We start from the raw sequence: 20,403 nt of genomic DNA on the forward strand, positions 1-20,403 counted from the left end.
CCTAATTTATATAAATTAATACATAGAAAAATAAAGAATAATTTTTTTATATCATTTAATTATAACAGCCCTAATATTATGAAAAAATTAAATTAAATTTATTAACGATTATAGTTTTATCGCTATTAAATGGTTGTAATCTTTTCTCTCCCGAAGACAAGGTAGATACAGATGGCGATTTGTTATCCTTGAGCATTCCATCAGGGTTTGATTTCAGTACATATCATGATGTGACCATCAATATAGAAGACGATGGCAACTATGCGAAATATGAAATTTTTGCTTATACAGAAGATTTATATGATGCAGGCACTGAAACATTTGAAGATGAGTTTGGTGAAACTGTCACAGAAACCATCTACAAATCTGAAGTTATGGAAAAGCTACTTTTTACCGGTGTCCCTAATGATGGTGTGTTGGAGCAAACAATTAATTTGCCTAAATTTTATGATAAAGTATATATCCGCAGAAATGAGAATTTAAATTACTCTTCAACTATAGAGGAGATTGTGGACCAAAAAGTAAATTTTTCATTTAACAATTCAAATCCAAATGAAAGAACTTTGGCGGAAGGGGATGTTACCGATTATTTATACTGTGTCAATGGAAATGGACAGTTGTTTCAAGTTGACCCTTTAACAGGTGATTTAACAGATTTGTCAACTATGCCTATGGGAAGTTACACCTGTGCCATAGACCAAGAAAATAAGGTGCTGTATTCGATTGGTAAATCTAAACCTTACCCATTAATGAAGTATTCGATAGTGGATAATAGTTGGGAAACGGTAGCGAATCTTGGTATGGGAGGTCCTAGATTGGATTTTAACACCAAAGACGGTTTGTTGTATTTTTCTGATAACAGCGCCAACCTTTTTGTATTTGATCCTGCTACCGGCGAAAATTTGGATAAAAAGAGTATTCTAGGACTTCACAATACTACTGGTGGGGATTTAGCATTTGCAGAAGATGGAACACTTTTCATTTGTACATTTTCTGGTTTATATGAGTTGGAATTAAATGATGATGGAGATTATTCAAGTACTAGAATCAGTGCCGATAATTTACCATTTACCCCAACCTCAATGACCTTTGATTCTAACAAAGAATTATGGTTGGCTGAAGCCTCCTCAAGTGCAGATTTGATTATAATGGACACAGAAACAGGTGGATGGGAATACAAATATGGTGCAAGTGCCAATAATGGTACAAGTTATAGAAGGAAGTTAAATGACCTAACTACATTTAGGGTGTATTCCGATGTGGTTGATGAAACGGATTCGGATGGTGATGGCATTAAAGATTCTGATGATGCTTTTCCAGATGATGCAGATGCTGCCTTTGAGTCTTTTACTCCGAGTAAGTATGGTAGAGGTACCATTGCTTTTGAAGATTTATGGCCTTCTTCCGGTGATTACGATTTTAATGATGCTGCATTGAGTTATCAAGCCATCGCAATTTTAAATTCAGACAATCTAGCAGTTAGGTTGGAGCTTATTTGTAATATAAAAGCCAATGGGGCGGGCTATACCAATGGCATAGGCTTTGAAATAGAAGGTCTTAATCCTTCTAAAGTGGCGAGTGTTACAGGTACAGTATTGAATCAAGGTTATATTACCACCAATGACAATGGTACCGAGGCTGATCAAGAGAATACCGTTATTATTTTAGCCGATGATGTCGACAATTTATTGAACGAAACCACAATAACGATTAGTTTTGTTGAACCTATTAGTACCTCTGAACTCGGTGTAGCACCTTTTAATCCGTTTATAATCATAAACAAGGAGAGGGAAAAAGAAGTACATCTACCTTATAAAAGCATTACCAGCTTGGGCAATCAAAGCTATGTATTCACGGGGGATAACAAAGACATCGATGGGAATTTTATCTCTGAAAATGGCTACCCATGGGCAATAAGCATTATTCATGATTTTAAAGTTCCCAAAGAGAAAGTGGATATTAATTCAGCTTATAATTTCTTTGGAGCTTGGGCGGAATCTGGAGGAACTGCCTATGAGGATTGGTACAAAGATAATCCCGGAAATAGGAATGAAGATTTAATTGAATAGGGAGATTATTATTGTTTAATATCACCGCAAACACCTTGAGAAGATCATCTTCCAAGGTGTTTTTTTGCAGTGACTAAGTTAATCTTAATTGTTGTTTTTGACTTTATCCCTTTAAGCGTTTATACCGAAACTAAAAAAGGTTTACCGAAATTACTTTCAGTAAACCTTTTTAATTTAGTTGGTGGTTATAGGTGTTTAATAAGGTAAGCCTGTTCCTTGCAATAACCACATTCTTGAGCGGGTATCATCATTTGATGGCACCTGAACAAATTCAGATTTTTCCAGTCTCTCTACCGCTTCATTGTATTTCTCAACATACTGAGGATCGGGAGGGTTGGGTGAATCATAATGGTACCTAATTGGAATAGCAGGCTGTGCTGCATCATATGGTGGTACAAAATCCGGATAACCTGTTCTTCTCCAATCAAACCAAGGCTCGGGCCTAAAAAACATAGATATGTATTTTTGAGTCATGATGCGCTCATGTTTATTGGTTGCCTGATTCAAGTCAACATCTTCCTGACTGTAAAATTCATTAAAATCAAAACCTCCTACATAGTCACCAAATATTCCCCATTCATCCATGGAAGCTTCAATAGCCTTCTTATAATGACCTTCTGCATCACTGACGCCAAATGCCCCAATTTCTGCAGCTTCTGCCAATATAAATTCAACTTCAGAATAGGTAATAATATCCATACCCACATATTCATTAGCATTTTGGAAATAAATATCGCTAAGACGACTATTAAATGGAGTAGTTTTGGGCTCTACTGATGTAGCTTGAGGACCCGCATTATAGGCTGTCCATGAGGCCTGACTACCAACCGGTAATCCAACATACAGACTAGTATCCAGGTCATCATACCCACTAGGGTATGGCAACACTTCAACAGGGAAAGTCTGTCCAAGAGGATCCGTATATTGGATCGTTGTGGCTGTAGCAATATCCATATCCCATTTCTTTTCAACAGGCCTTAACCACCTATACAATCTGGGATCGTTTTGGTCTCTTAAAGAATTAAGAAAACCTAAGCCCATTCTTCTAGCATAAGTTAGTTCAGAAGCCCTGAATGGGCCCCCTTGAAAAGAAGTAGCCGCAGAATTTCCAATATAATCTAGAACAGCATTGTCTTCACTACTAGTAAAAACATTTTGAGCAGCATCCTGAAATTCAGCATCTATATCAACACTTAACTCTCCCTTTTTATTGTTCAACAACAAACACATTCTGATTCTAAGGGAGTTAATAAACTTTATCCATTTATCTTTATCTCCATTGTAAAGCAAATCATATCCATCCAAAACCGGCACTTCATTGCCGGAAATTCCTTCAATCATATTTTTTGCTGTTTTCAAATCCATCAAAAGGGTTTCATAAATCTCTTTCTGCTGATCATACTTTGGGAAAACAATTCCTTCCTCCAGCTGATTCGTTTCTGAAAAGGGAGCATCTCCATATATCTTCGTAACTAGGTCGGTTAATGCAGCCCTATATACCAAAGCTACTGCCTCAGTAAAAACGTTTCCTTGCTCTTTGCTGAGGTCAGACATGGCTTGAACATCCACTAAATTAGAATAAATACTTGCCCAAGGACTACTTTGTCCCGGCGTCCAATAAAGTGCATTTAATTCCTCCGATTTATAACCATCACCAACCTGGTAATACTGCAATAAGGAAGGGATCCTTGAACCCCAATAACCCAGCCCGCTATAAGTACTAGCCAAATTATATGTGTTTGTAGTTAATAGAAAGTTTGGATCAACTTCGTTTACATCGTTAGGACTTACATTCAATTTATCAAAATCACTACATGAGTTTAGGATTGGAATGAATGCAATGGATAATATTATTATTATAAATTTCTTCATGATCAATATTTATTACAATTAAAACCCAACATTTAATTTCAAACCTATGCTACGGGTACGTGGAATCACCGAGTAAAACTCATACCCAGGTTCATTTCTATTTCCTACGGCCGTGTAAGCAGTTTCAGGATCGATGAATACATTGTGTTTTGTCCACATGAATACATTTTGACCTAACAAAGACAAAGACATGTTTTGAAGTTTCATCTTATTTACTACAGCTTTTGGAAACCTATAAGTAATGGATAACTCTCTTAACTTCACATAAGTTGAACTGTACAAGTTAGCTGATGCTAAATATCTATCAGCGCCTTTTTGTGCATTATACGGACTTAACCATATTGTTCCCGGACCACCAAAATTCTCGATATAACCACCTTCACCATCTTCTCTAACGCCTACATCAAAACTGGCATCTTCTACATAAACTTTTACCCCATCAGCATTTATATAACTTCTGGCTTCTCTTTGTTCCTCTGTTGGCCAAGGAAAACCTCCCAGTTCAGCATCTCGACCTCCAACCCATTCATGTGAAAATTTCTCAGGGTTATCTTTGATTTGCTGTACGATATCTATGTTGGGATCATAATCTACACTACCATTAATATATTCAGGAAATCTACCATCATTCTTACCTTGCCTCAAAGTTTCTGAATAAAACTGACCTCCTGATCTCCAGTCAAAAACTGCAGCAAGGGTAAAGTTTTTGTATTGTACAGTTGGGTTAATACCCAATACAAAATCAGGGTTGTAGTTACCTATTTTCTCAAAATTCTCAGGATTTTGATCTCTTTCAGGCTTACCATTGCTGTATATAATGGCATGACCATAATATTCAGAATTTGGATCTTCCACTTTAAAATAAGGCGCTTGATAAATATCTCCTACCTGATCTCCCGGATAAGTATAGAAATATGCGTATCCTTGGCTATAACCAAAATATTCAACCCCATCAGCTAGCTCTACAATGGTAGTTCTATTTCTAGTGAAATTTATTCCTAAATCAAATGAAAAATCCTTTTTTCTAACAATAGAGCTACCTAGCGTGATATCCCAACCATTACTTCTTACCAAACCTGCATTGATTAGTTTGCTATTTGCCCCTGAAGTAATAGGCGTATTAATTCCAAGAACCTGATTTTCATTATCCATGGTATAGTAGGTCGCATCTAACGATATTCTGTTATCGAAAAGTGACAAGTCAATACCAACTTCTTTGGAGGTAGCTATTTCAGGTTTTAGCTGAGCATTTTTAGCAACCTTGTCAATACTGGCCCGTTTAGTATCTCCCCAATCTACACCAAAATTATAATACCTTTGAAGCTGATAAGGGTCTACATCGTTACCTACCTGAGCATAACCTGCACGAACCTTGGCAAGGCTAACCCAAGCCGGCATGTCAAACATTTCATTTACTAGCACACTTAAAGAAGCTGAAGGGTAGAAATAGGAGCGGTTTTCTTTGGGCAATGTACTTGACCAGTCATTTCTAGCCGTAAGATCAAGATATACCGTATTTTTATAGCCAATAGAGGTTTGAGCAAAAAGGCTGTTCACTTTCTTTTTACTCAAAAAGTTATTATATATTACAGAACCAGGGCCTCCATTACTAATGGTATACAAGCCGGGAATAACCAGATTAGTTGTTGAATTATGAATATTTTCCTGGTAGTTGTACCTTAGGTTTCCACCGGCATTGGCTTGTAGATCAAAATCTCCAAATGTTTTGTTATAGGAGAAAAGACCTTCCCAGTTTTGTTCCCTAAAACTGGAATTTTGAATATCGTAGTTTCCCTTAGGCATACTATTTGTGTCCCAAGGCCTTTGATTTACTGCTCTTTGGTTCAATTGACTTCTTAAGTACCTAGCTGTAAAACGCAAGTCCTTAGCGAACTCATAACCCACTTGTATTTTAGTCATGGCCTGAACGCGATCAAAACTGGTTGTGGCCAACTCTTGCATCAGATAAGGGTTGTTCCACCTTTCCTTCCAGCGGGTTTGAACGATACCTTCTTGGTTTGGCATCCACCAGGTGTCCGGATTGCTATAAAGTGACATGTCCACTTGTGGTCCAACAGTTAAAATGGCTCTTGTTGGGGTAAGAAAACCATCATTGGTATTTGGCCTATTGCCTGAACTTGACTCATTCAAAGAGGTCATTACAGTCACTTCCAATTTATCCGTTAAGTGCATGGTTCCATTGATGCTGATGTTATTCTTTTTAAGTCCACATTTGGCATAATGCCTTTATTAAGGTAATTACCCATAGAAACGCGAAAGTTAGCCTTGTCATAGTTTCCGGTAACACCTACATTATTTGCCTGAGTCCAGCCGTTTTGATAAAAATCCTGCTGACGATTTATATTGTTTTCATAAGAAATCAATTCGCTTGGACTATCCTGGTTTCTTTGTTGGGCGATAAAACCATTGTCTAACTTAGGTCCCCAGAATTCATAAGCATCATTTTCAAATACAAAAGCTCCTTCTTGGCCTGAAGCATACTCAGTTTGAATAGGAAGATAGGCATATGGAGTATCCATAATGAATGATGAATTGAAATCTACACCTAGCCCTTTTTTCTGATCTGAACCTGATTTGGTTGTAATAAGCACGACACCATTCGCTGCCCGTGAACCATAAAGGGCCGCAGCACTAGGTCCTTTTAAAACTGACATTGATTCTATATCTTCCGGGTTAATGTCTGAGATAGCATTTCCAAGGTCAGCCTGATTGAATAGGTTATCCGTGGTGTTGTAAACCGGAACGCCATCAATTACGAACAAAGGTTGATTGTCTGAGTTTAAAGAAGATGCTCCTCTGATTACCATATTCATTGATGAACCTTTCACCCCGTAAGTCTGAGAAATCTGTACACCTGCTATTTTTCCTTGCATAGAGCTTAGTACACTAGCCTGTGGTGTTCTATTTAATTCCTCCCCACCAACTGTTCCAACGGAATAGCCTAAGGATTCTTTTTCACGCGAAATGCCTAAGGCTGTAATGACCACTTCGTTTAATCCTACAAGGTCTTCTTCCAAAGTAACATTAATTATGGACCTGGATCCAATAGCCACCTCTTGCGTCTGATACCCTATATAAGAAAACTGCAACACTTCAGTGTTGGCAGGAACGTTTATGGAATAATCTCCATCAAGCTTGGTTACGGTACCGTTTGTAGTCCCTTTGGCTAATACTGCAACACCTACTAGTGGAAAACCTTCTGAATCTGATACTACTCCTGTAATTGTATTACTTTGAGATTGATTAATGCCTGTATTTTGGGAATAAGTAATTGTATTATGGAGCATTGCAGCACTGAACACCAACAAAGACAGACCCAACTGCCAAATCCGCATTGTTTTACGTGGGAGATTCACAAAATCTCTTTTAAATAATTTTTCTTTCATCTTTTTCGATTTTAAATAAAATTCAATTGAACCGAGCTTGTTTTAGTAATTCTCGGTTGTCATTACTTTTTGATCGTTTGTTTTGGTTTATTTCATAGGCAGACTTTATGGGGTTAAAATTTGATTAAGTAATATTTTAAATACAGTATTAAATGGGTGTTCCATCTTTGATTTAAAGCCAAAGTTCTTTATCACTTTTTCTTATTATTAGCGGGCATTATTGGGTGATAATGGAGGCTAAAACAAGATAAGTGGTAGCAGTAATAAATTTAACAATTGAAAGAAATACTTTGTGTAGTAGTAGCAATTCAAATAGTATTGCCTACCATCCCGACATCTCAATAAATATTGGAAGTCAGGTGGATATAGTAATTTTGTAGGTTTAACACCTACCTAAAAATAGTTGGTTTATTGTTAATCAAACTGGTCTATGCTCAGGCTTTGGGCACAAAACAGTTTTAAATATTATGCAAATTTAAATAAAATACAAATGTATGACATATTAAATAATAAAATTCGGAATAATTTATTTTTCAGTCTCAATTAGGCTAAGGGTTAGAATAATCCTATTAGGGATGCAATTTGATTACGGGTTGTAAATATTATTTATAAAAATGAAAAGGCGAAAGTGATAAATTATGAATCTCTATGCGGAAAAGCTAAACAAATAAAATTTGGAAATAATAAATATTACCTATTAAATAATCTGGTTTTAGGAAGTATGGTACTCCGGTTTGCAAAATATATCGCTTTTTAAGTTTATGAGGCTAGTCTTATTGACCCAAGCAAATAAAAGAAGGTTTACCGAAATTGCTCTCAGTAAACCTTCAGAAAAGAATTAGTGCTTATAAAACTGGTTCCTATTTTATAATTTTAGTAAGGAATATTGGTTCCTTGCAATAACCACATACGTGAGCGGGTATCATCATTCGTTGGCACCTGTACAAATTCAGATTTCTCCAATCTCTCTACAGCGTCATTGTATTTTTCAACATTCTGAGGATCCGGAGGGGTAGGTGTATCATAATGATACCTTATTGGAATGGCAGGTTGTGCACCATCTACAGGAGGTACAAAATCCGGATAACCTGTTCTACGCCAGTCAAACCAAGGCTCAGGTCTGAAAAACATGGATATGTATTTTTGAGTCATAATGCGTTCATGCACATTGGTTGCTTGACTTAAGTCTATTTCTTCCTGGCTGTAAAATTCTTCAAAATCAAATCCTCCTACATAGTCACCGTATATACCCCATTCATCCATAGAAGCTTCAATCGCCTTTTTGTAATGACCTTCTGCATCACTGGCACCAAATGCCCCAATGGCCGCAGCTTCTGCCAAAATAAATTCCACTTCTGAATAGGTAATAATGTTCATGCCAACATATTGATTGGCATTTTGAAAATATATCTCACTGAGACGACTATTAAACGGAGTAGTTTTGGGCTCAACAGATGTTGCTTGAGGACCTGCATTATAAGCTGTCCATGAAGCTTGGCTACCTACAGGTAATCCAACGTACAGGCTAGTATCCAGGTCATCATACCCACTAGGGTAGGGCAACACTTCTACAGGGAAGGTTTGTCCCAATGGATCCGTATATTGAATCGTTGTTGCGGTAGCAATATCCTTGTCCCATTTCTTTTCTACAGGCCTTAACCATCTGTACAATCTCGGATCATTTTGATCCCTTAAAGAATTAAGAAAACCTAAGCCCATTCTTCTCGCATAAGTAAGTTCTGAAGCCCTAAATGACCCACCTCGAAAAGAAGTAGTTGCAGAATTTCCTATATAATCTAAAACAGCATTGTCATCTGTACTGGTGAACACATTTTGTGCAGCATCTTGGAACTCAGCATCTAAATCAATACTTAATTCATTTTTTTGTTGTTCAACAACAAACACATCCTGATTCTGAGAGAATTAACAAACTTTATCCATTTGTCTTTATCTCCATTGTACAATAGATCATAGCCATCCAACACGGGGACTTCCTCCCCCGGAAGGGCTTCAATCATATTTTTTGCTGTTTTTAAATTAATCAGCAAGGTTTCATAAATCTCTTTCTGCCGATCATATTTAGGGAAAACAATTCCTTCCTCCAGCTGATTGGTTTCTGAAAAGGGCACATCACCATAAATCTTTGTAGCTAGATCTATAAGTCCGGCTTGATATACTAAAGCTACAGCCTCTGTGAAAGTGTTTTCTTGCTCAACACTAAGGTCGGACATCGCTTGAACATCTACTAAATTAGAGTAGATCGTTCCCCACGGACTACTTTGTCCCGGTGTCCAATACAGGGCGTTAAATTCCTCAGATTTATAACCATCACCCACTTGGTAATACTGCAATAAGGAAGGAATTCTTGAACCCCAATAGCCAAATTCACTATAGGTACTGGCAAAATTATAGGTACTTGTCGTTAAGAGGAAGTTTGGATCAACTTCGTTTACATCATTGGGGCTTACATTCAATTTATCAAAATCGCTACAGGAGTTTAAAATTGGAATGAATGCAATAGATAATATTATTATTATAATTTTCTTCATGATCAATATATATTATAATTAAAACCCAACATTTAATTTCATACCGAAACTGCGGGTTCGTGGAATCACATTGTAAAACTCATAACCAGGTTCATTCCTGTTTCCTACAGCGGTATAGGCAGTTTCAGGATCGATAAATACATTGTGCTTTGTCCACATAAACAAATTTTGACCCAGTAGCGATAAAGACATGTTTTGAAGGTTAAATTTATTTACGATAGCCTTAGGGAACCTATAAGTAATTGATACTTCTCTTAATTTCACATAAGTTGCACTGTACAGGTTAGCTGAGGCCAAGTATCTATCCGCTCCTTTTTGAGCATTATACGGACTAAGCCAAATTGTACCCGGTCCTCCAAAATTCTCTATGTATCCACCTTGGCCATCTTCTCTAACACCTACATCAAAACTGGCATCGTTTACATAAACTTTTTCCCCATCCGCATTAATATAGCTTCTGGCTTCTCTTTGTTCCTCGTCTTGCCATACAAAACCACCATATTCAGAATCACGTCCACCAACCCATTCGTGTGAAAACTTCTCAGGGTTATCTTTGATTTGCTGAACGATGTCTACATTGGGGTCATAATCTACACTACCATTGATATATTCAGGAAATCTACCATCATTCTTACCTTGCCTCAAAGTCTCTGAATAGAATTGACCGCCTGACCTCCAATCAATAACTGCTGAAAAACTAAAGTTTTTATATTGCACATTTGGGTTAATACCCAATATGAAATCAGGGTTATAGTTACCAATTTTTTCTAAATTCTCAGGATTTCGATCTCTTTCAGGCTTACCATTGCTATAAATAATGGCATGACCATAGTACTCAGAATTTGGATCTTCTACTTTAAAGTATGGTGCTTGGTAAATATCTCCTACCTGATCTCCCGGATAGGTATAGAAATAAGCATACCCTTGGCTGTAACCAAAGTATTCAACTCCATCAGCTAGCTCCACAATGGTAGTTCTATTTCTAGTGAAATTTAATCCTAAATCAAATGAAAGATCTTTTTGTCTGATTACAGAGGTACCTAGGGTAATGTCCCAACCATTACTTCTTACCAATCCTGCATTGATCAGTTTGCTGTTTGCCCCTGAAGTAATTGGAGTGCTAATGCCAAGTACCTGGTTTTTATTGTCCATGGTATAGTAGGTTGCATCTAGTGTTAGTCTGTTGTTAAACAAAGAAAGGTCAATACCCACTTCTTTGGATGTAGCTATTTCAGGTTTTAGTTGAGAATTTTTAGCAACTTTGGCAATACTGGCTCTTTTGGTATCTCCCCAATCTGCACCAAAATTATAATACCTTTGAAGCTGATAAGGATCTACATCATTACCTACCTGAGCATAACCTGCACGAACCTTGGCAAGGCTAACCCAAGCCGGCATATCAAACATTTCATTTACCAGCACACTTAAAGAAGCTGAAGGGTAAAAATACGAGCGATTCTCTTTGGGTAATGTACTAGACCAATCATTCCTAGCAGTAAGGTCTAGGTAAACCATGTTTTTATAGCCAATGGAAGTTTGGCCGAAAAGACTGTTTACTTTCTTTTTACTCAAGAAGTTATTATATATTACAGAACCGGGACCTCCATTACTAATGGTATACAAACCGGGAATAACCAGATTAGTGGTTGAATTGTGAATGTTTTCCTGGTAGTTGTACCTTAGGTTTCCACCTGCATTGGCCTGTAGGTCAAAATCTCCAAATGTTTTGTTATAGGAGAAAAGACCTTCCCAGTTTTGTTCCCTAAAACTGGAATTCTGAATATCATAATTTCCCTTGGGGGCACTATTTGTATCCCACGGTCTTTGGTTAACTGCTCTTTGGTTCAATTGACTTCGCAAATACCTTCCTGTAAAGCGCAGGTCCTTGGCAAACTCCCAACCTACTTGTACTTTAGTCATGGCCTGAACTCTATCAAAACTTGTTGTGGCCAACTCTTGCATCAGGTAAGGATTGTTCCACCTTTCTTTCCAGCGGGTTTGAACGATACCTTCTTGGTTGGGCATCCACCATGTTTCAGGATTACTATACAAAGACATGTCAACCTGTGGTCCTACAGTTAAAATTGCCCTTGTTGGCGTAAGAAAACCATCATTGGTATTTGGTCTATTGCCTGAACTTGACTCATTCAAAGAGGTCATTACTGTTACCTCCAAATTATCAGTCAGGTTCATCGTTCCATTGATGCTGATATTATTTTTTCAAATCTACATTCGGCATAATACCCTTGTTAAGGTAATTACCCAAAGAAACGCGGAAATTGGCTTTGTCATAGTTACCGCTAACGCCCACATTGTTTACCTGTGTCCAGCCGTTTTGGTAAAAATCTTTTTGACGGTTGATATTGTTCTCATGAGAAACCAATTCACTTGGACTATCCTGGTTTCTTTGTTGGGCAATAAAACCATTGTCTAGCTTAGGACCCCAAAATTCATAAGCATCATTTTCAAATACAAAAGCCCCTTCTTGGCCTGAAGCAAACTCAGTTTGCACAGGAAGATATTCGTATGGATTGTCGACAATAAATGATGAATTAAAATCCACCCCTAAACCTTTTTTCTCACCTGTACCTGATTTGGTCGTAATAAGTACTACTCCATTTGCTGCACGTGACCCGTAGAGAGCTGCTGCACTAGGTCCTTTTAATACAGACATTGATTCTATATCTTCCGGATTAATGTCTGAGATAGCATTACCAAGGTCAGCCTGATTGAATAGGTTATCCGTAGTGTTGTAAACGGGCACTCCGTCTATAACAAACAAAGGTTGATTGTCTGAGTTTAAAGAGGAAGCTCCTCTGATTACCATATTCATTGATGAACCTTTCACCCCGTAAGTCTGAGAAATCTGAACACCTGCTATTTTTCCTTGCATAGAGCTTAGTACACTAGCCTGTGGTGTTTTATTTAATTCCTCCCCATCAACGGTTCCAACGGAATAGCCTAAGGATTCTTTTTCACGCGAAATACCTAAGGCTGTAATGACCACTTCGTTTAGTCCTACCACTGCATCAGTAAGGGTTACATCAATAATAGATTGTGATCCGATAGTTATTTCTTGTGCTTGGTAACCAATGTAGGAAAACTGCAACACCTCTGTAGTGGCAGGAACGTTTATGGAATAATCTCCATCAAGCTTGGTTACGGTACCGTTTGTAGTCCCTTTAGCGAGGACAGCTACCCCTATAAGCGGAAATCCCTCAGAATCTGTAACTACGCCAGTAATTGTTTTGTTTGGAGATTGTTGAGAAAATGCAGTGTTACTTTTAAACAATGCAGTTTGAAGTATTAACATAATCAAGCACAACCGCAATACTTGATTGGTTTTAAGGGGAAGACCGGTTAAATCTTCACAAAGTAGATGTTTTTTCATTTTTTGAAATTCTTAAATAGAAATTTTTGACTCTTTACGCCATTAATTCAGGCGCTAACTAATAGTTATTTCATTTTGTTTGGTTTTACATCATAGGCCTATTATTGTTTTTCGGAAGGTTTATTTATTAATACTTTATCATGATTTTAAGGCAAAAGCGGGTTAAAACTTTTGATCATTTGCTTAAATTTTCGGCAATATTGTAAATACAGATTCAAATGCAATAGCTGATTAAGCGATTTCAACAATCATCATCGTTTAATAATATTTGAATAATTTTTTGTTTAAATAAGGGACGAATTTCCAATAAATTGACTTGATTAATTAATCAAATAATAGCACCTTTCCTTATGAGGGATTGCCAATTGGTTTTACCTAATTTTGTTGGCTATTGTAATCTTGGCTATGATTATAAGCCGGAATCATAAAAAAATCGTCTATTTAATAAGAAATATTTAGTGGATAAAAGGCCCTTAATTATTTATTATATACCTTTTAAATTTTAATTATACTTTTTAACCAGGATGTTGAAGCCTATGCTTTTGATAGGAAAATTTGCGAAACTTATGGGTACCGAAATAATGCTAGGTTACACCATATTAAAACTAGGAATATTGAAAAATTTTGGTTTTTATTGTTTCCGAAATCTCAGTAAGAATTTCTATTGAATTCTTTTTATTGTGTTGATTAAAATATTAAAAGAATGAGAATCAGTTTGTTGGTTTTATTTTTTATTGGGAATTTTCTCCAAGGATATACTCAAGAAGAAGATTTTTTATTGCTCAAAGGTAAATTTGAGCCAATTACTGAAGATAACCTTTATAAAGATCACCAATTTTATAACTGGGGTGGATCTATAATTAAAGGTGAGGATGGCCTTTATCACTTGTTTTATTCTAGGTGGCAGATGGATTTTTCGGCTTGGCTGACATTTTCTGAAATTGCACATGCCACTTCTAGTAGTTCAAACGGACCTTGGGAATATCGGGAAACGGTATTGAAGGGTAGAGGTAAAGGTTATTGGGATGCTATTACTGCACACAATCCAAAAATCAAGTATTTTGACGGTAAATATTACCTATATTATATTGCCACTAATTTAGGTGAGATGGAGTATAGTGATAATGATCTAATAGCTTCTCATGGAAAATCGTTAGATCAAAGTTTAATTCGTAAAACCTTGAGAGAAAACCAAAGGACCGGTGTTGCAGTTTCTTCCTCACTAGATGGACCATGGGAAAGGCTGGATCAGCCCATCATACAGCCTTCAGGACCTATCACCACCTTAACAGTAAATCCAGCCATAGCGAAGGGAAAGGATAATCGTTTTTATTTAATAGTAAAAGGTGATAAGCCCGATGAAGAACGTTTTATTAGAAATCAAGCTATTGCCATTTCAGATTCTCCGGTAGGTCCCTTTCAAATGCAGCCGAATCCTGTGATAGATTACCAGGATACAGAGGATATGTCGCTTTATTACGATTCTGAAAATCAGAAGTTTTATGGTGTTTTTCATGCACATGAATACATAGGTTTGGTTTATTCAAATGATGGAATTAATTGGAAGAAACCTTCTAATTTTAAAGTTTTCAATAAAGAAATTCCTTTGGCAAATGGAGATCTCATCCGACCTGATAGGATGGAAAGACCATTTGTTTATTTTGAAAATAATCAACCTAAAACATTGTGCTTGGCAGTGAAAAAAGGCGAACAATCCTATACAGTTTTTATACCTATCGCCTTTAATTAACATCCCTACCTTTTGAAATTTATGTTAGCATAGGTAGCTATTCCTTTTAAAAGAATTTGTATAAAAATAATACAATAAAAACCCTTTTTCCATTTTAATTGTACCGATTTTCTAATTAATTCAATGTTTTTTAGATGAAAAATTGTTACCTTGCACAGAAGGTTAAGTTAATTTTTACCTAATAATTTATCACTCTTCGTTTTTCTAATCATAAAGAGCATTTAATCACCTATTACGTACCTAGTTCTTTAGATTTATCCTTAAAACTAACCCGAAATTTTCCAAATAGTAAAGAATGATTTACTTCCGGTTAAACTTTAATTACATCTCCTATCACACACAGTATAGGGTAAGATAAGATTATTTGTAAAATAATATTTTTCATGAAAAAAATACTATCCTTAAAAAAACATGAATACTTATTATTAGTAATAAGTTTCTTTATTGCAGTTGTTTTAATTATTTTCAGCTTAAAAGAATTAAAAAGTTTTAGTATACAATCGGCAGAAACATCCTTGATTACTGTCAATAAATCTTCACATGAAGCACTTAAACAATGGATCCAATTCCGAAAAAACAATATTAAAAAGTTAGGAAGTAATGATTTTTTAGTTAATAAAACCTCCGAAATTTTACAACTACCTAGGGATTCATCTTCATTGATATCTTCCCCTATAACTTCAGAATTAAGGGTTTTTTTCAACCCATTTTGGATACTAATGAAGATTTAGGAGTTTTCTTGATATCTCCTAATTACATAAGTGTTTTCTCAATGAGGGATTCAAACACAGGTAGTTTCAACCTAATCGCCAAAGAAAGTAAATCATTATTGGACAAAGTACTTCTGCGTGGTGAAACCATCTTGGTTCCTCCAATTAAGTCTGATGTAGCCTTGGAAAGTAAATACACCAAAGAAAAATGGCATACCATGTTTTTGGTTACCCCAATTTTCCAACAAGAAAAAATCATTGCTGCATTTGCTATTCGCTTAGATACCCAAAAAGATTTCTCTAGAATTCTAGAGATGGGTAGAATAGGAGAAAGTGGGGAATCATATGGCTTCAATAGTCAAGGTGTAATAGTTACTAATAGTCGAATTGACGAAAAACTTGAAGGTATTAAAGAATTCAATCTTGAGAATAGGCTCGAAAATGAAACAGACTCAATTAGGGTTAGTCAAGAAAATAAATTTTCCTTATGTAACGGTTATGTGCTCAGTGAAATTGAAGATTATAAGGGTGAAAATATTTATGAAGTTTGCGTATGGGATGATACCTTAAATATGGGAGTGGCTACTCGAATAAACGCTAATGAGGCATTGAAAGGGTACCTCTTTATGCGTAAGATTTTGCTACTTATTATTGTGGGGCTTTTTGGAATGGGTTTTATCATGATCAATATTATTGTGAACGCTAGACAAAATGAGGAAAATCTTTTAAAAGAGAACAAGAGAGAATTGGAATTCATTGTTGAAGAAAGAACGAAAGAATTAAAACATAACATTAAAACAAAAGATAAGTTTTTCTCTATTCTTGCCCATGATTTACGAAGCCCTTTTTCAGGCCTATTGGTTTTGTTAGACTTGTTATTGAAGAATCCAAAGTCCTTTTCAGAAGAGGAGAAAACAAATATGCTTGAGGAAATATATAATTCAAGTGCTCAGCTATTTAAGCTTTTGGAAAATTTATTAAGCTGGTCTCGCTCACAAACCAATGAGATAACATTAAATCCGGAAAAGGTTTCCATTCATGACCTGATAAAGGTTAATTTCGATTTACAACTCCAAAATGCGAAAAATAAAAAGATAAAATTAATCAATGAAATTGATGATAGGTTAAATGTTTTTGCAGACAGAAATACCATAGATACGGTTTTTAGAAATTTGATATCTAATGCTATTAAATTTACCAATCCGGGAGGAACTGTGAGAATAAAATCATCCCCCAATAGAAAAATGGTAAAGGTATTTGTTCAGGATAATGGAATTGGTATTCCTAAAGAGAACCTAAAAAAATTATTTAAAATTGAAGAGAAAATATCAACAAAAGGCACTAATAATGAGGAGGGAACAGGGATAGGTCTTGCCCTTTGTAAAGAATTTATTGAATTGAATGGTGGGAAGATTTATGTTGATAGCAATATTGAGGTAGGTACTGTTTTTATAGTAGAATTACCTAATATTTGATCAGGGTTTGAAAATGATTTTCCTTTAAGGAGGTCTTTAAAAAAGAAATGTGTGTCCTGTTTGTGTGGTAAAATATTGGTAATAAATAATATCTTTAAAGCTCCATAAGACTAAATATTCCATGATAAAACCTTTGATTTATATTATTCCTTTCTTTATCCTAATAGCTTGCGGACCGAGCAAAAATAAAAGCAAACATCCTAGAAATGGTAATGAAATAGCTGAAAGTCAAGAAAATCCTGCTGCTATTGCTCAGAAAAAGAGGATGAAGGGTGGCTTAGTCGTCACCAAAAAATTCTAGGAAGGCGTACTCCTGAAGCCCAATTAATTTTAGTTGGCAATTCTATATTTCACTCCTTAGATAATGAGGACCGTAATCAGGTTTGGGAAAAATATTTGAATCCGTTTCAAACAATTAATATGGGAATTTCGGGGGACAGAACCGAAAATGTTATCTGGAGGCTGGAAAATGGCTCGTTAGAACACATTAACCCCAAGGTTGCAGTCGTATTGATTGGAACAAATAACACAGATGGCAATCATTATCTTAGCATAAGTACTCCGGAAGAATTGGCTGGAGGGATCCACAAAATTTGTAGCCTAATTACAGAAAAGCTACCGGAGACAAAGATTTTATTGATGGGGATTTTACCTTATGGTTACAAACCCAATCATAGAGACAATCTTAATAAAACCACCAACCGTTTAATTGCTAAGTTTCCCAAAGATAATTCTCGAATTCATTACATGGATATATCGGATGTATATTATAACGAAGACGGAAAGGTAAACCGTGAATTGATGCCAGATTTTCTTCACCCAAACCCTGAAGGGCATCGATTGATGTTTGAAGCCTTGTATCCTAAAATTGAGGAATTGATGAAATAAATTTTCAATTTTTACTTACCAATCTATTTATTGAATTCGGGAAGATCAATTGCCTATGCCATACAAGGCATTTGATGCTTCTTCATATTTATCACCGGATTTCCATACTGGTTTTTCAAGATTATTTGCAATATTCTCTGCAGATAGAATATAGGTTTTCCAGTATTTTATGGCATAATCCAAATCAAAATTATCAACCTGATCAGATACCTGGTGGTAATACTTACCGATTTCTTGGTCGAAGGCAGTAAAACCTAAACTAAAAGTAGGTGCCGGAATACCTTTCTTGGCAAAGTTTACATTGTCGGAACGGTCATATAACCCTTGTTCCGGTGATGGATCTGCTATTGCTTCCAAGCCATAGTCCTCTGCTGCAACTGAAATAAGATGATCTACCGATGACCTGCCTAAGCCAATAATGGTAACCAAGCTGGTGTCATTATAGCCTCCATTGTCAATATTAAGATTGAAAACTATATCTTTTAATGGTAATGGAGGGTTATCGGCAAAATAGGAGGAACCTAGTAGGCCTTTTTCCTCTGCTGTCCATGCACATAGAAGAATGGATCTTTTTGGTGGGTGCTCACCAAAATAATTTGCTGCTTGGATCAATGCTGCTGTTCCTACTGCGTTATCTCTTGCCCCATTGTATATGGAATCTCCCTCAGCATTAGGTTTGGTAATACCCAAATGATCATAATGGGCTGATAGCATCACATACTCGTCTTTTAATTGAGGATCGGTTCCTTCAATCACAGCTACCACGTTTCTACCCTTAATTTTTCTATTCTTCTTACCTTTTATATCGATGGATATCTCATTTTTACCGGAAGCAATGGATTTAATGATCTCTCCTTTTAGATCTTTCATCCAAAGATAAGGCAAATCATCATGCTTGTCAGGGTCTAAATCTAAAGCTAATTGAGATTTGTTAAGATAGTTTACCAACATTCTCCAAGGGGTTGTCGGTACATTGTACATCTCAATTAAACCGATGGCGCCTTTGGACTTGGCAAGGGCTTGTTTTTCTCTCCCTGCTTTAAAAAGTTCGGTAGGAGTGAGTCGATTGGGTGCACCAACCCTTACAACGACCCATTTCCCTTTAACATTTTTATCGGCATAGTCATCTTCAAAGCCATAGCCGGCAACTACCATTTCAAAATCTCCTGACAAATCGTTTCCTCCCAATACCAATAAATCTTCTCCATGCTTAAACTTGGAGCCTTTCCATTTAATTCTCCAACAGTTGGAGGGAGGATGCGACAAATGGTACATATTGGTAATAGGCATTCAATGAAGAAAGTGGAATGGCACCATATTTTTCAAATTGATTGGCAATATAATAAGCTGCAATATCAATTTCAGGACGTTCTGGGTCTCTACCTTTCAATTCATCTGAAGCCAAAAATTTAAAATGAGACAAGGCTTCTGCTCTTTCAATGACCCCGTCTATTTTTACTTTTTGGGCTATTCCTTGGAAACTTACAAAGAAAAACATGGATGAAAATACAATTGCTAGGAGGTATTTTATGTTTATCATATGGTTTTTTTTCAGGCTTATATACAATTATACTAAATGATTACTTAATTCCTTCTCGGGCCAATTAAATTCTCTCATGATGCTAAGGAAATGTAAAGGTAAATCTGCTTTGATGGTAATGGATTCTTTAGAAAAAGGTTGGAAAAAAGTCAACTCCCAAGCATGTAATAGCATATTTTCAAGTTGAAATTGGCTAGAAAAAAATTATTTTGCCGATTATCTCCATGAGTGGTATCACCAATAATATAATGTCTCAAATGTGCAAAATGTCTTCGAATTTGATGCATTCTACCGGTATGAGGATAAATCTTGGCTAGAGAATACCTGCTACTTGGATACCTCCCTGTAGAAGCAAAAGGAATTTCACATTGTTTCAATGTCCAATATTCCGTTTTTGCCTCCTGAAGTACAAATTCCAAATCTTTGGCCAAAGGATGATCAATCATTCCATGAGCTTTTGGTAAATAGCCTCTTAAAATGGCTAAGTAATATTTTTTTATGCTATGGTCTATAAATTGAGCTTGAATGGTTGAAGCAGCCTTTGCACTTTTTCCAAACAACAAAACACCGGTAGTTGGCCGATCTATTCGGTGTAACGGGTAAACTTTGTACCCAACTTGATGCTCTAGCATTTGAACCGCAAATAAAGCCTCCGGATCTTTTTCTAAGGGCGTCTTGTGGACCAAAACACCGGATGGTTTATTGATGGCAATGTAGTGTTGGTCTTCAAATAGAATCGGAAGCTGTTGCAT

The 20,403-nt window shown here is 36.2% G+C and carries 15 protein-coding genes; 5 read left to right on the plus strand and 10 right to left on the minus strand.

Annotation, left to right across the window (positions count from 1 at the left end; all coding sequences use genetic code 11):
• The first annotated feature begins 188 nt into the window (after positions 1-188).
• Positions 189-2,069 (plus strand): LruC domain-containing protein, encoded by a 1,881-nt coding sequence (locus tag WG932_RS04395; protein WP_483087095.1) that lies wholly within the window; start codon positions 189-191, stop codon positions 2,067-2,069.
• A 195-nt stretch (positions 2,070-2,264) separates the two neighbouring features.
• On the opposite strand, the gene WG932_RS04400 is transcribed toward WG932_RS04395, so the two are convergent.
• The 7 genes from WG932_RS04400 to WG932_RS04430 form a co-directional block, all read right to left on the minus strand.
• Positions 2,265-3,941, minus strand: coding sequence for a SusD/RagB family nutrient-binding outer membrane lipoprotein (locus WG932_RS04400; RefSeq protein WP_014022150.1), 1,677 nt, complete (start codon positions 3,939-3,941; stop codon positions 2,265-2,267).
• Between the two features lie 18 nt (positions 3,942-3,959).
• Entirely contained in the window at positions 3,960-6,134 is a 2,175-nt protein-coding gene (locus WG932_RS04405) for a TonB-dependent receptor domain-containing protein (protein ID WP_483087096.1), read from the minus strand.
• Complete coding sequence (locus WG932_RS04410) at positions 6,125-7,348, minus strand: TonB-dependent receptor plug domain-containing protein (protein ID WP_483087097.1); 1,224 nt, start codon at positions 7,346-7,348, stop codon at positions 6,125-6,127. Before WG932_RS04410 ends, WG932_RS04405 begins: the two co-directional genes overlap by 10 nt.
• Positions 7,349-8,221: 873 nt before the next feature.
• The gene (locus WG932_RS04415; protein ID WP_483087098.1) at positions 8,222-9,253 is read right to left on the minus strand and encodes a SusD/RagB family nutrient-binding outer membrane lipoprotein; all 1,032 of its coding nucleotides are present in this window, start codon (positions 9,251-9,253) and stop codon (positions 8,222-8,224) included.
• Positions 9,220-9,897: a SusD/RagB family nutrient-binding outer membrane lipoprotein gene (locus WG932_RS04420; RefSeq protein WP_483087099.1), complete on the minus strand. Its 678-nt coding sequence runs from the start codon at positions 9,895-9,897 to the stop codon at positions 9,220-9,222. Before WG932_RS04420 ends, WG932_RS04415 begins: the two co-directional genes overlap by 34 nt.
• Before the next feature lie 18 nt (positions 9,898-9,915).
• On the minus strand, positions 9,916-12,090 hold the full coding sequence (locus WG932_RS04425) for a TonB-dependent receptor domain-containing protein (RefSeq protein WP_483087100.1): 2,175 nt from the start codon (positions 12,088-12,090) through the stop codon (positions 9,916-9,918).
• 19 nt (positions 12,091-12,109) lie between these two features.
• The gene (locus WG932_RS04430) at positions 12,110-13,288 is read right to left on the minus strand and encodes a TonB-dependent receptor plug domain-containing protein (protein WP_483087101.1); all 1,179 of its coding nucleotides are present in this window, start codon (positions 13,286-13,288) and stop codon (positions 12,110-12,112) included.
• A gap of 703 nt (positions 13,289-13,991) precedes the next feature.
• Between WG932_RS04430 and WG932_RS04435 the strand changes: the two genes are divergently transcribed.
• From WG932_RS04435 to WG932_RS04450, 4 genes are all read left to right on the plus strand, one after another.
• Positions 13,992-15,038: a glycoside hydrolase family protein gene (locus WG932_RS04435; protein ID WP_483087102.1), complete on the plus strand. Its 1,047-nt coding sequence runs from the start codon at positions 13,992-13,994 to the stop codon at positions 15,036-15,038.
• 772 nt (positions 15,039-15,810) lie between these two features.
• The gene (locus WG932_RS04440) at positions 15,811-17,223 is read left to right on the plus strand and encodes a sensor histidine kinase (protein ID WP_483087103.1); all 1,413 of its coding nucleotides are present in this window, start codon (positions 15,811-15,813) and stop codon (positions 17,221-17,223) included.
• A gap of 121 nt (positions 17,224-17,344) precedes the next feature.
• On the plus strand, positions 17,345-17,524 hold the full coding sequence (locus tag WG932_RS04445; protein WP_483087104.1) for a hypothetical protein: 180 nt from the start codon (positions 17,345-17,347) through the stop codon (positions 17,522-17,524).
• Between the two features lie 44 nt (positions 17,525-17,568).
• Positions 17,569-18,111, plus strand: coding sequence for a GDSL-type esterase/lipase family protein (locus WG932_RS04450; protein WP_483088577.1), 543 nt, complete (start codon positions 17,569-17,571; stop codon positions 18,109-18,111).
• Positions 18,112-18,156: 45 nt separating this feature from the next.
• Here the strand turns inward: WG932_RS04450 and WG932_RS04455 are convergent, their stop codons facing one another.
• The 3 genes from WG932_RS04455 to WG932_RS04465 all read right to left on the minus strand — a co-directional run bounded on the left by WG932_RS04455 (position 18,157) and on the right by WG932_RS04465 (position 20,403).
• The gene (locus tag WG932_RS04455) at positions 18,157-19,377 is read right to left on the minus strand and encodes a M28 family peptidase (RefSeq protein ID WP_483087105.1); all 1,221 of its coding nucleotides are present in this window, start codon (positions 19,375-19,377) and stop codon (positions 18,157-18,159) included.
• The gene (locus WG932_RS04460) at positions 19,343-19,651 is read right to left on the minus strand and encodes a hypothetical protein (RefSeq protein WP_483087106.1); all 309 of its coding nucleotides are present in this window, start codon (positions 19,649-19,651) and stop codon (positions 19,343-19,345) included. Before WG932_RS04460 ends, WG932_RS04455 begins: the two co-directional genes overlap by 35 nt.
• A gap of 149 nt (positions 19,652-19,800) precedes the next feature.
• Positions 19,801-20,403, minus strand: a complete 603-nt coding sequence (locus WG932_RS04465; protein ID WP_483087107.1) for a pseudouridine synthase — start codon at positions 20,401-20,403, stop codon at positions 19,801-19,803.

It is taken from the genome of Cyclobacterium sp. SOCE241 (genome assembly GCF_056867545.1).

Bases quoted from the DNA above. Each gene is read 5' to 3' on its own strand.
- WG932_RS04425 (WP_483087100.1), bottom strand. From the start codon at position 12,090: ATGAACCTGACTGATAATTTGGAGGTAACAGTAATGACCTCTTTGAAT.
- WG932_RS04465 (WP_483087107.1), bottom strand. From the start codon at position 20,403: ATGCAACAGCTTCCGATTCTATTTGAAGACCAACACTACATTGCCATC.
- WG932_RS04400 (WP_014022150.1), bottom strand. From the start codon at position 3,941: ATGAAGAAATTTATAATAATAATATTATCCATTGCATTCATTCCAATC.
- WG932_RS04405 (WP_483087096.1), bottom strand. From the start codon at position 6,134: ATGCACTTAACGGATAAATTGGAAGTGACTGTAATGACCTCTTTGAAT.
- WG932_RS04440 (WP_483087103.1), top strand. From the start codon at position 15,811: ATGAGGGATTCAAACACAGGTAGTTTCAACCTAATCGCCAAAGAAAGT.
- WG932_RS04435 (WP_483087102.1), top strand. From the start codon at position 13,992: ATGAGAATCAGTTTGTTGGTTTTATTTTTTATTGGGAATTTTCTCCAA.
- WG932_RS04430 (WP_483087101.1), bottom strand. From the start codon at position 13,288: ATGAAAAAACATCTACTTTGTGAAGATTTAACCGGTCTTCCCCTTAAA.
- WG932_RS04460 (WP_483087106.1), bottom strand. From the start codon at position 19,651: ATGATAAACATAAAATACCTCCTAGCAATTGTATTTTCATCCATGTTT.
- WG932_RS04410 (WP_483087097.1), bottom strand. From the start codon at position 7,348: ATGAAAGAAAAATTATTTAAAAGAGATTTTGTGAATCTCCCACGTAAA.
- WG932_RS04445 (WP_483087104.1), top strand. From the start codon at position 17,345: ATGATAAAACCTTTGATTTATATTATTCCTTTCTTTATCCTAATAGCT.
- WG932_RS04420 (WP_483087099.1), bottom strand. From the start codon at position 9,897: ATGAAGAAAATTATAATAATAATATTATCTATTGCATTCATTCCAATT.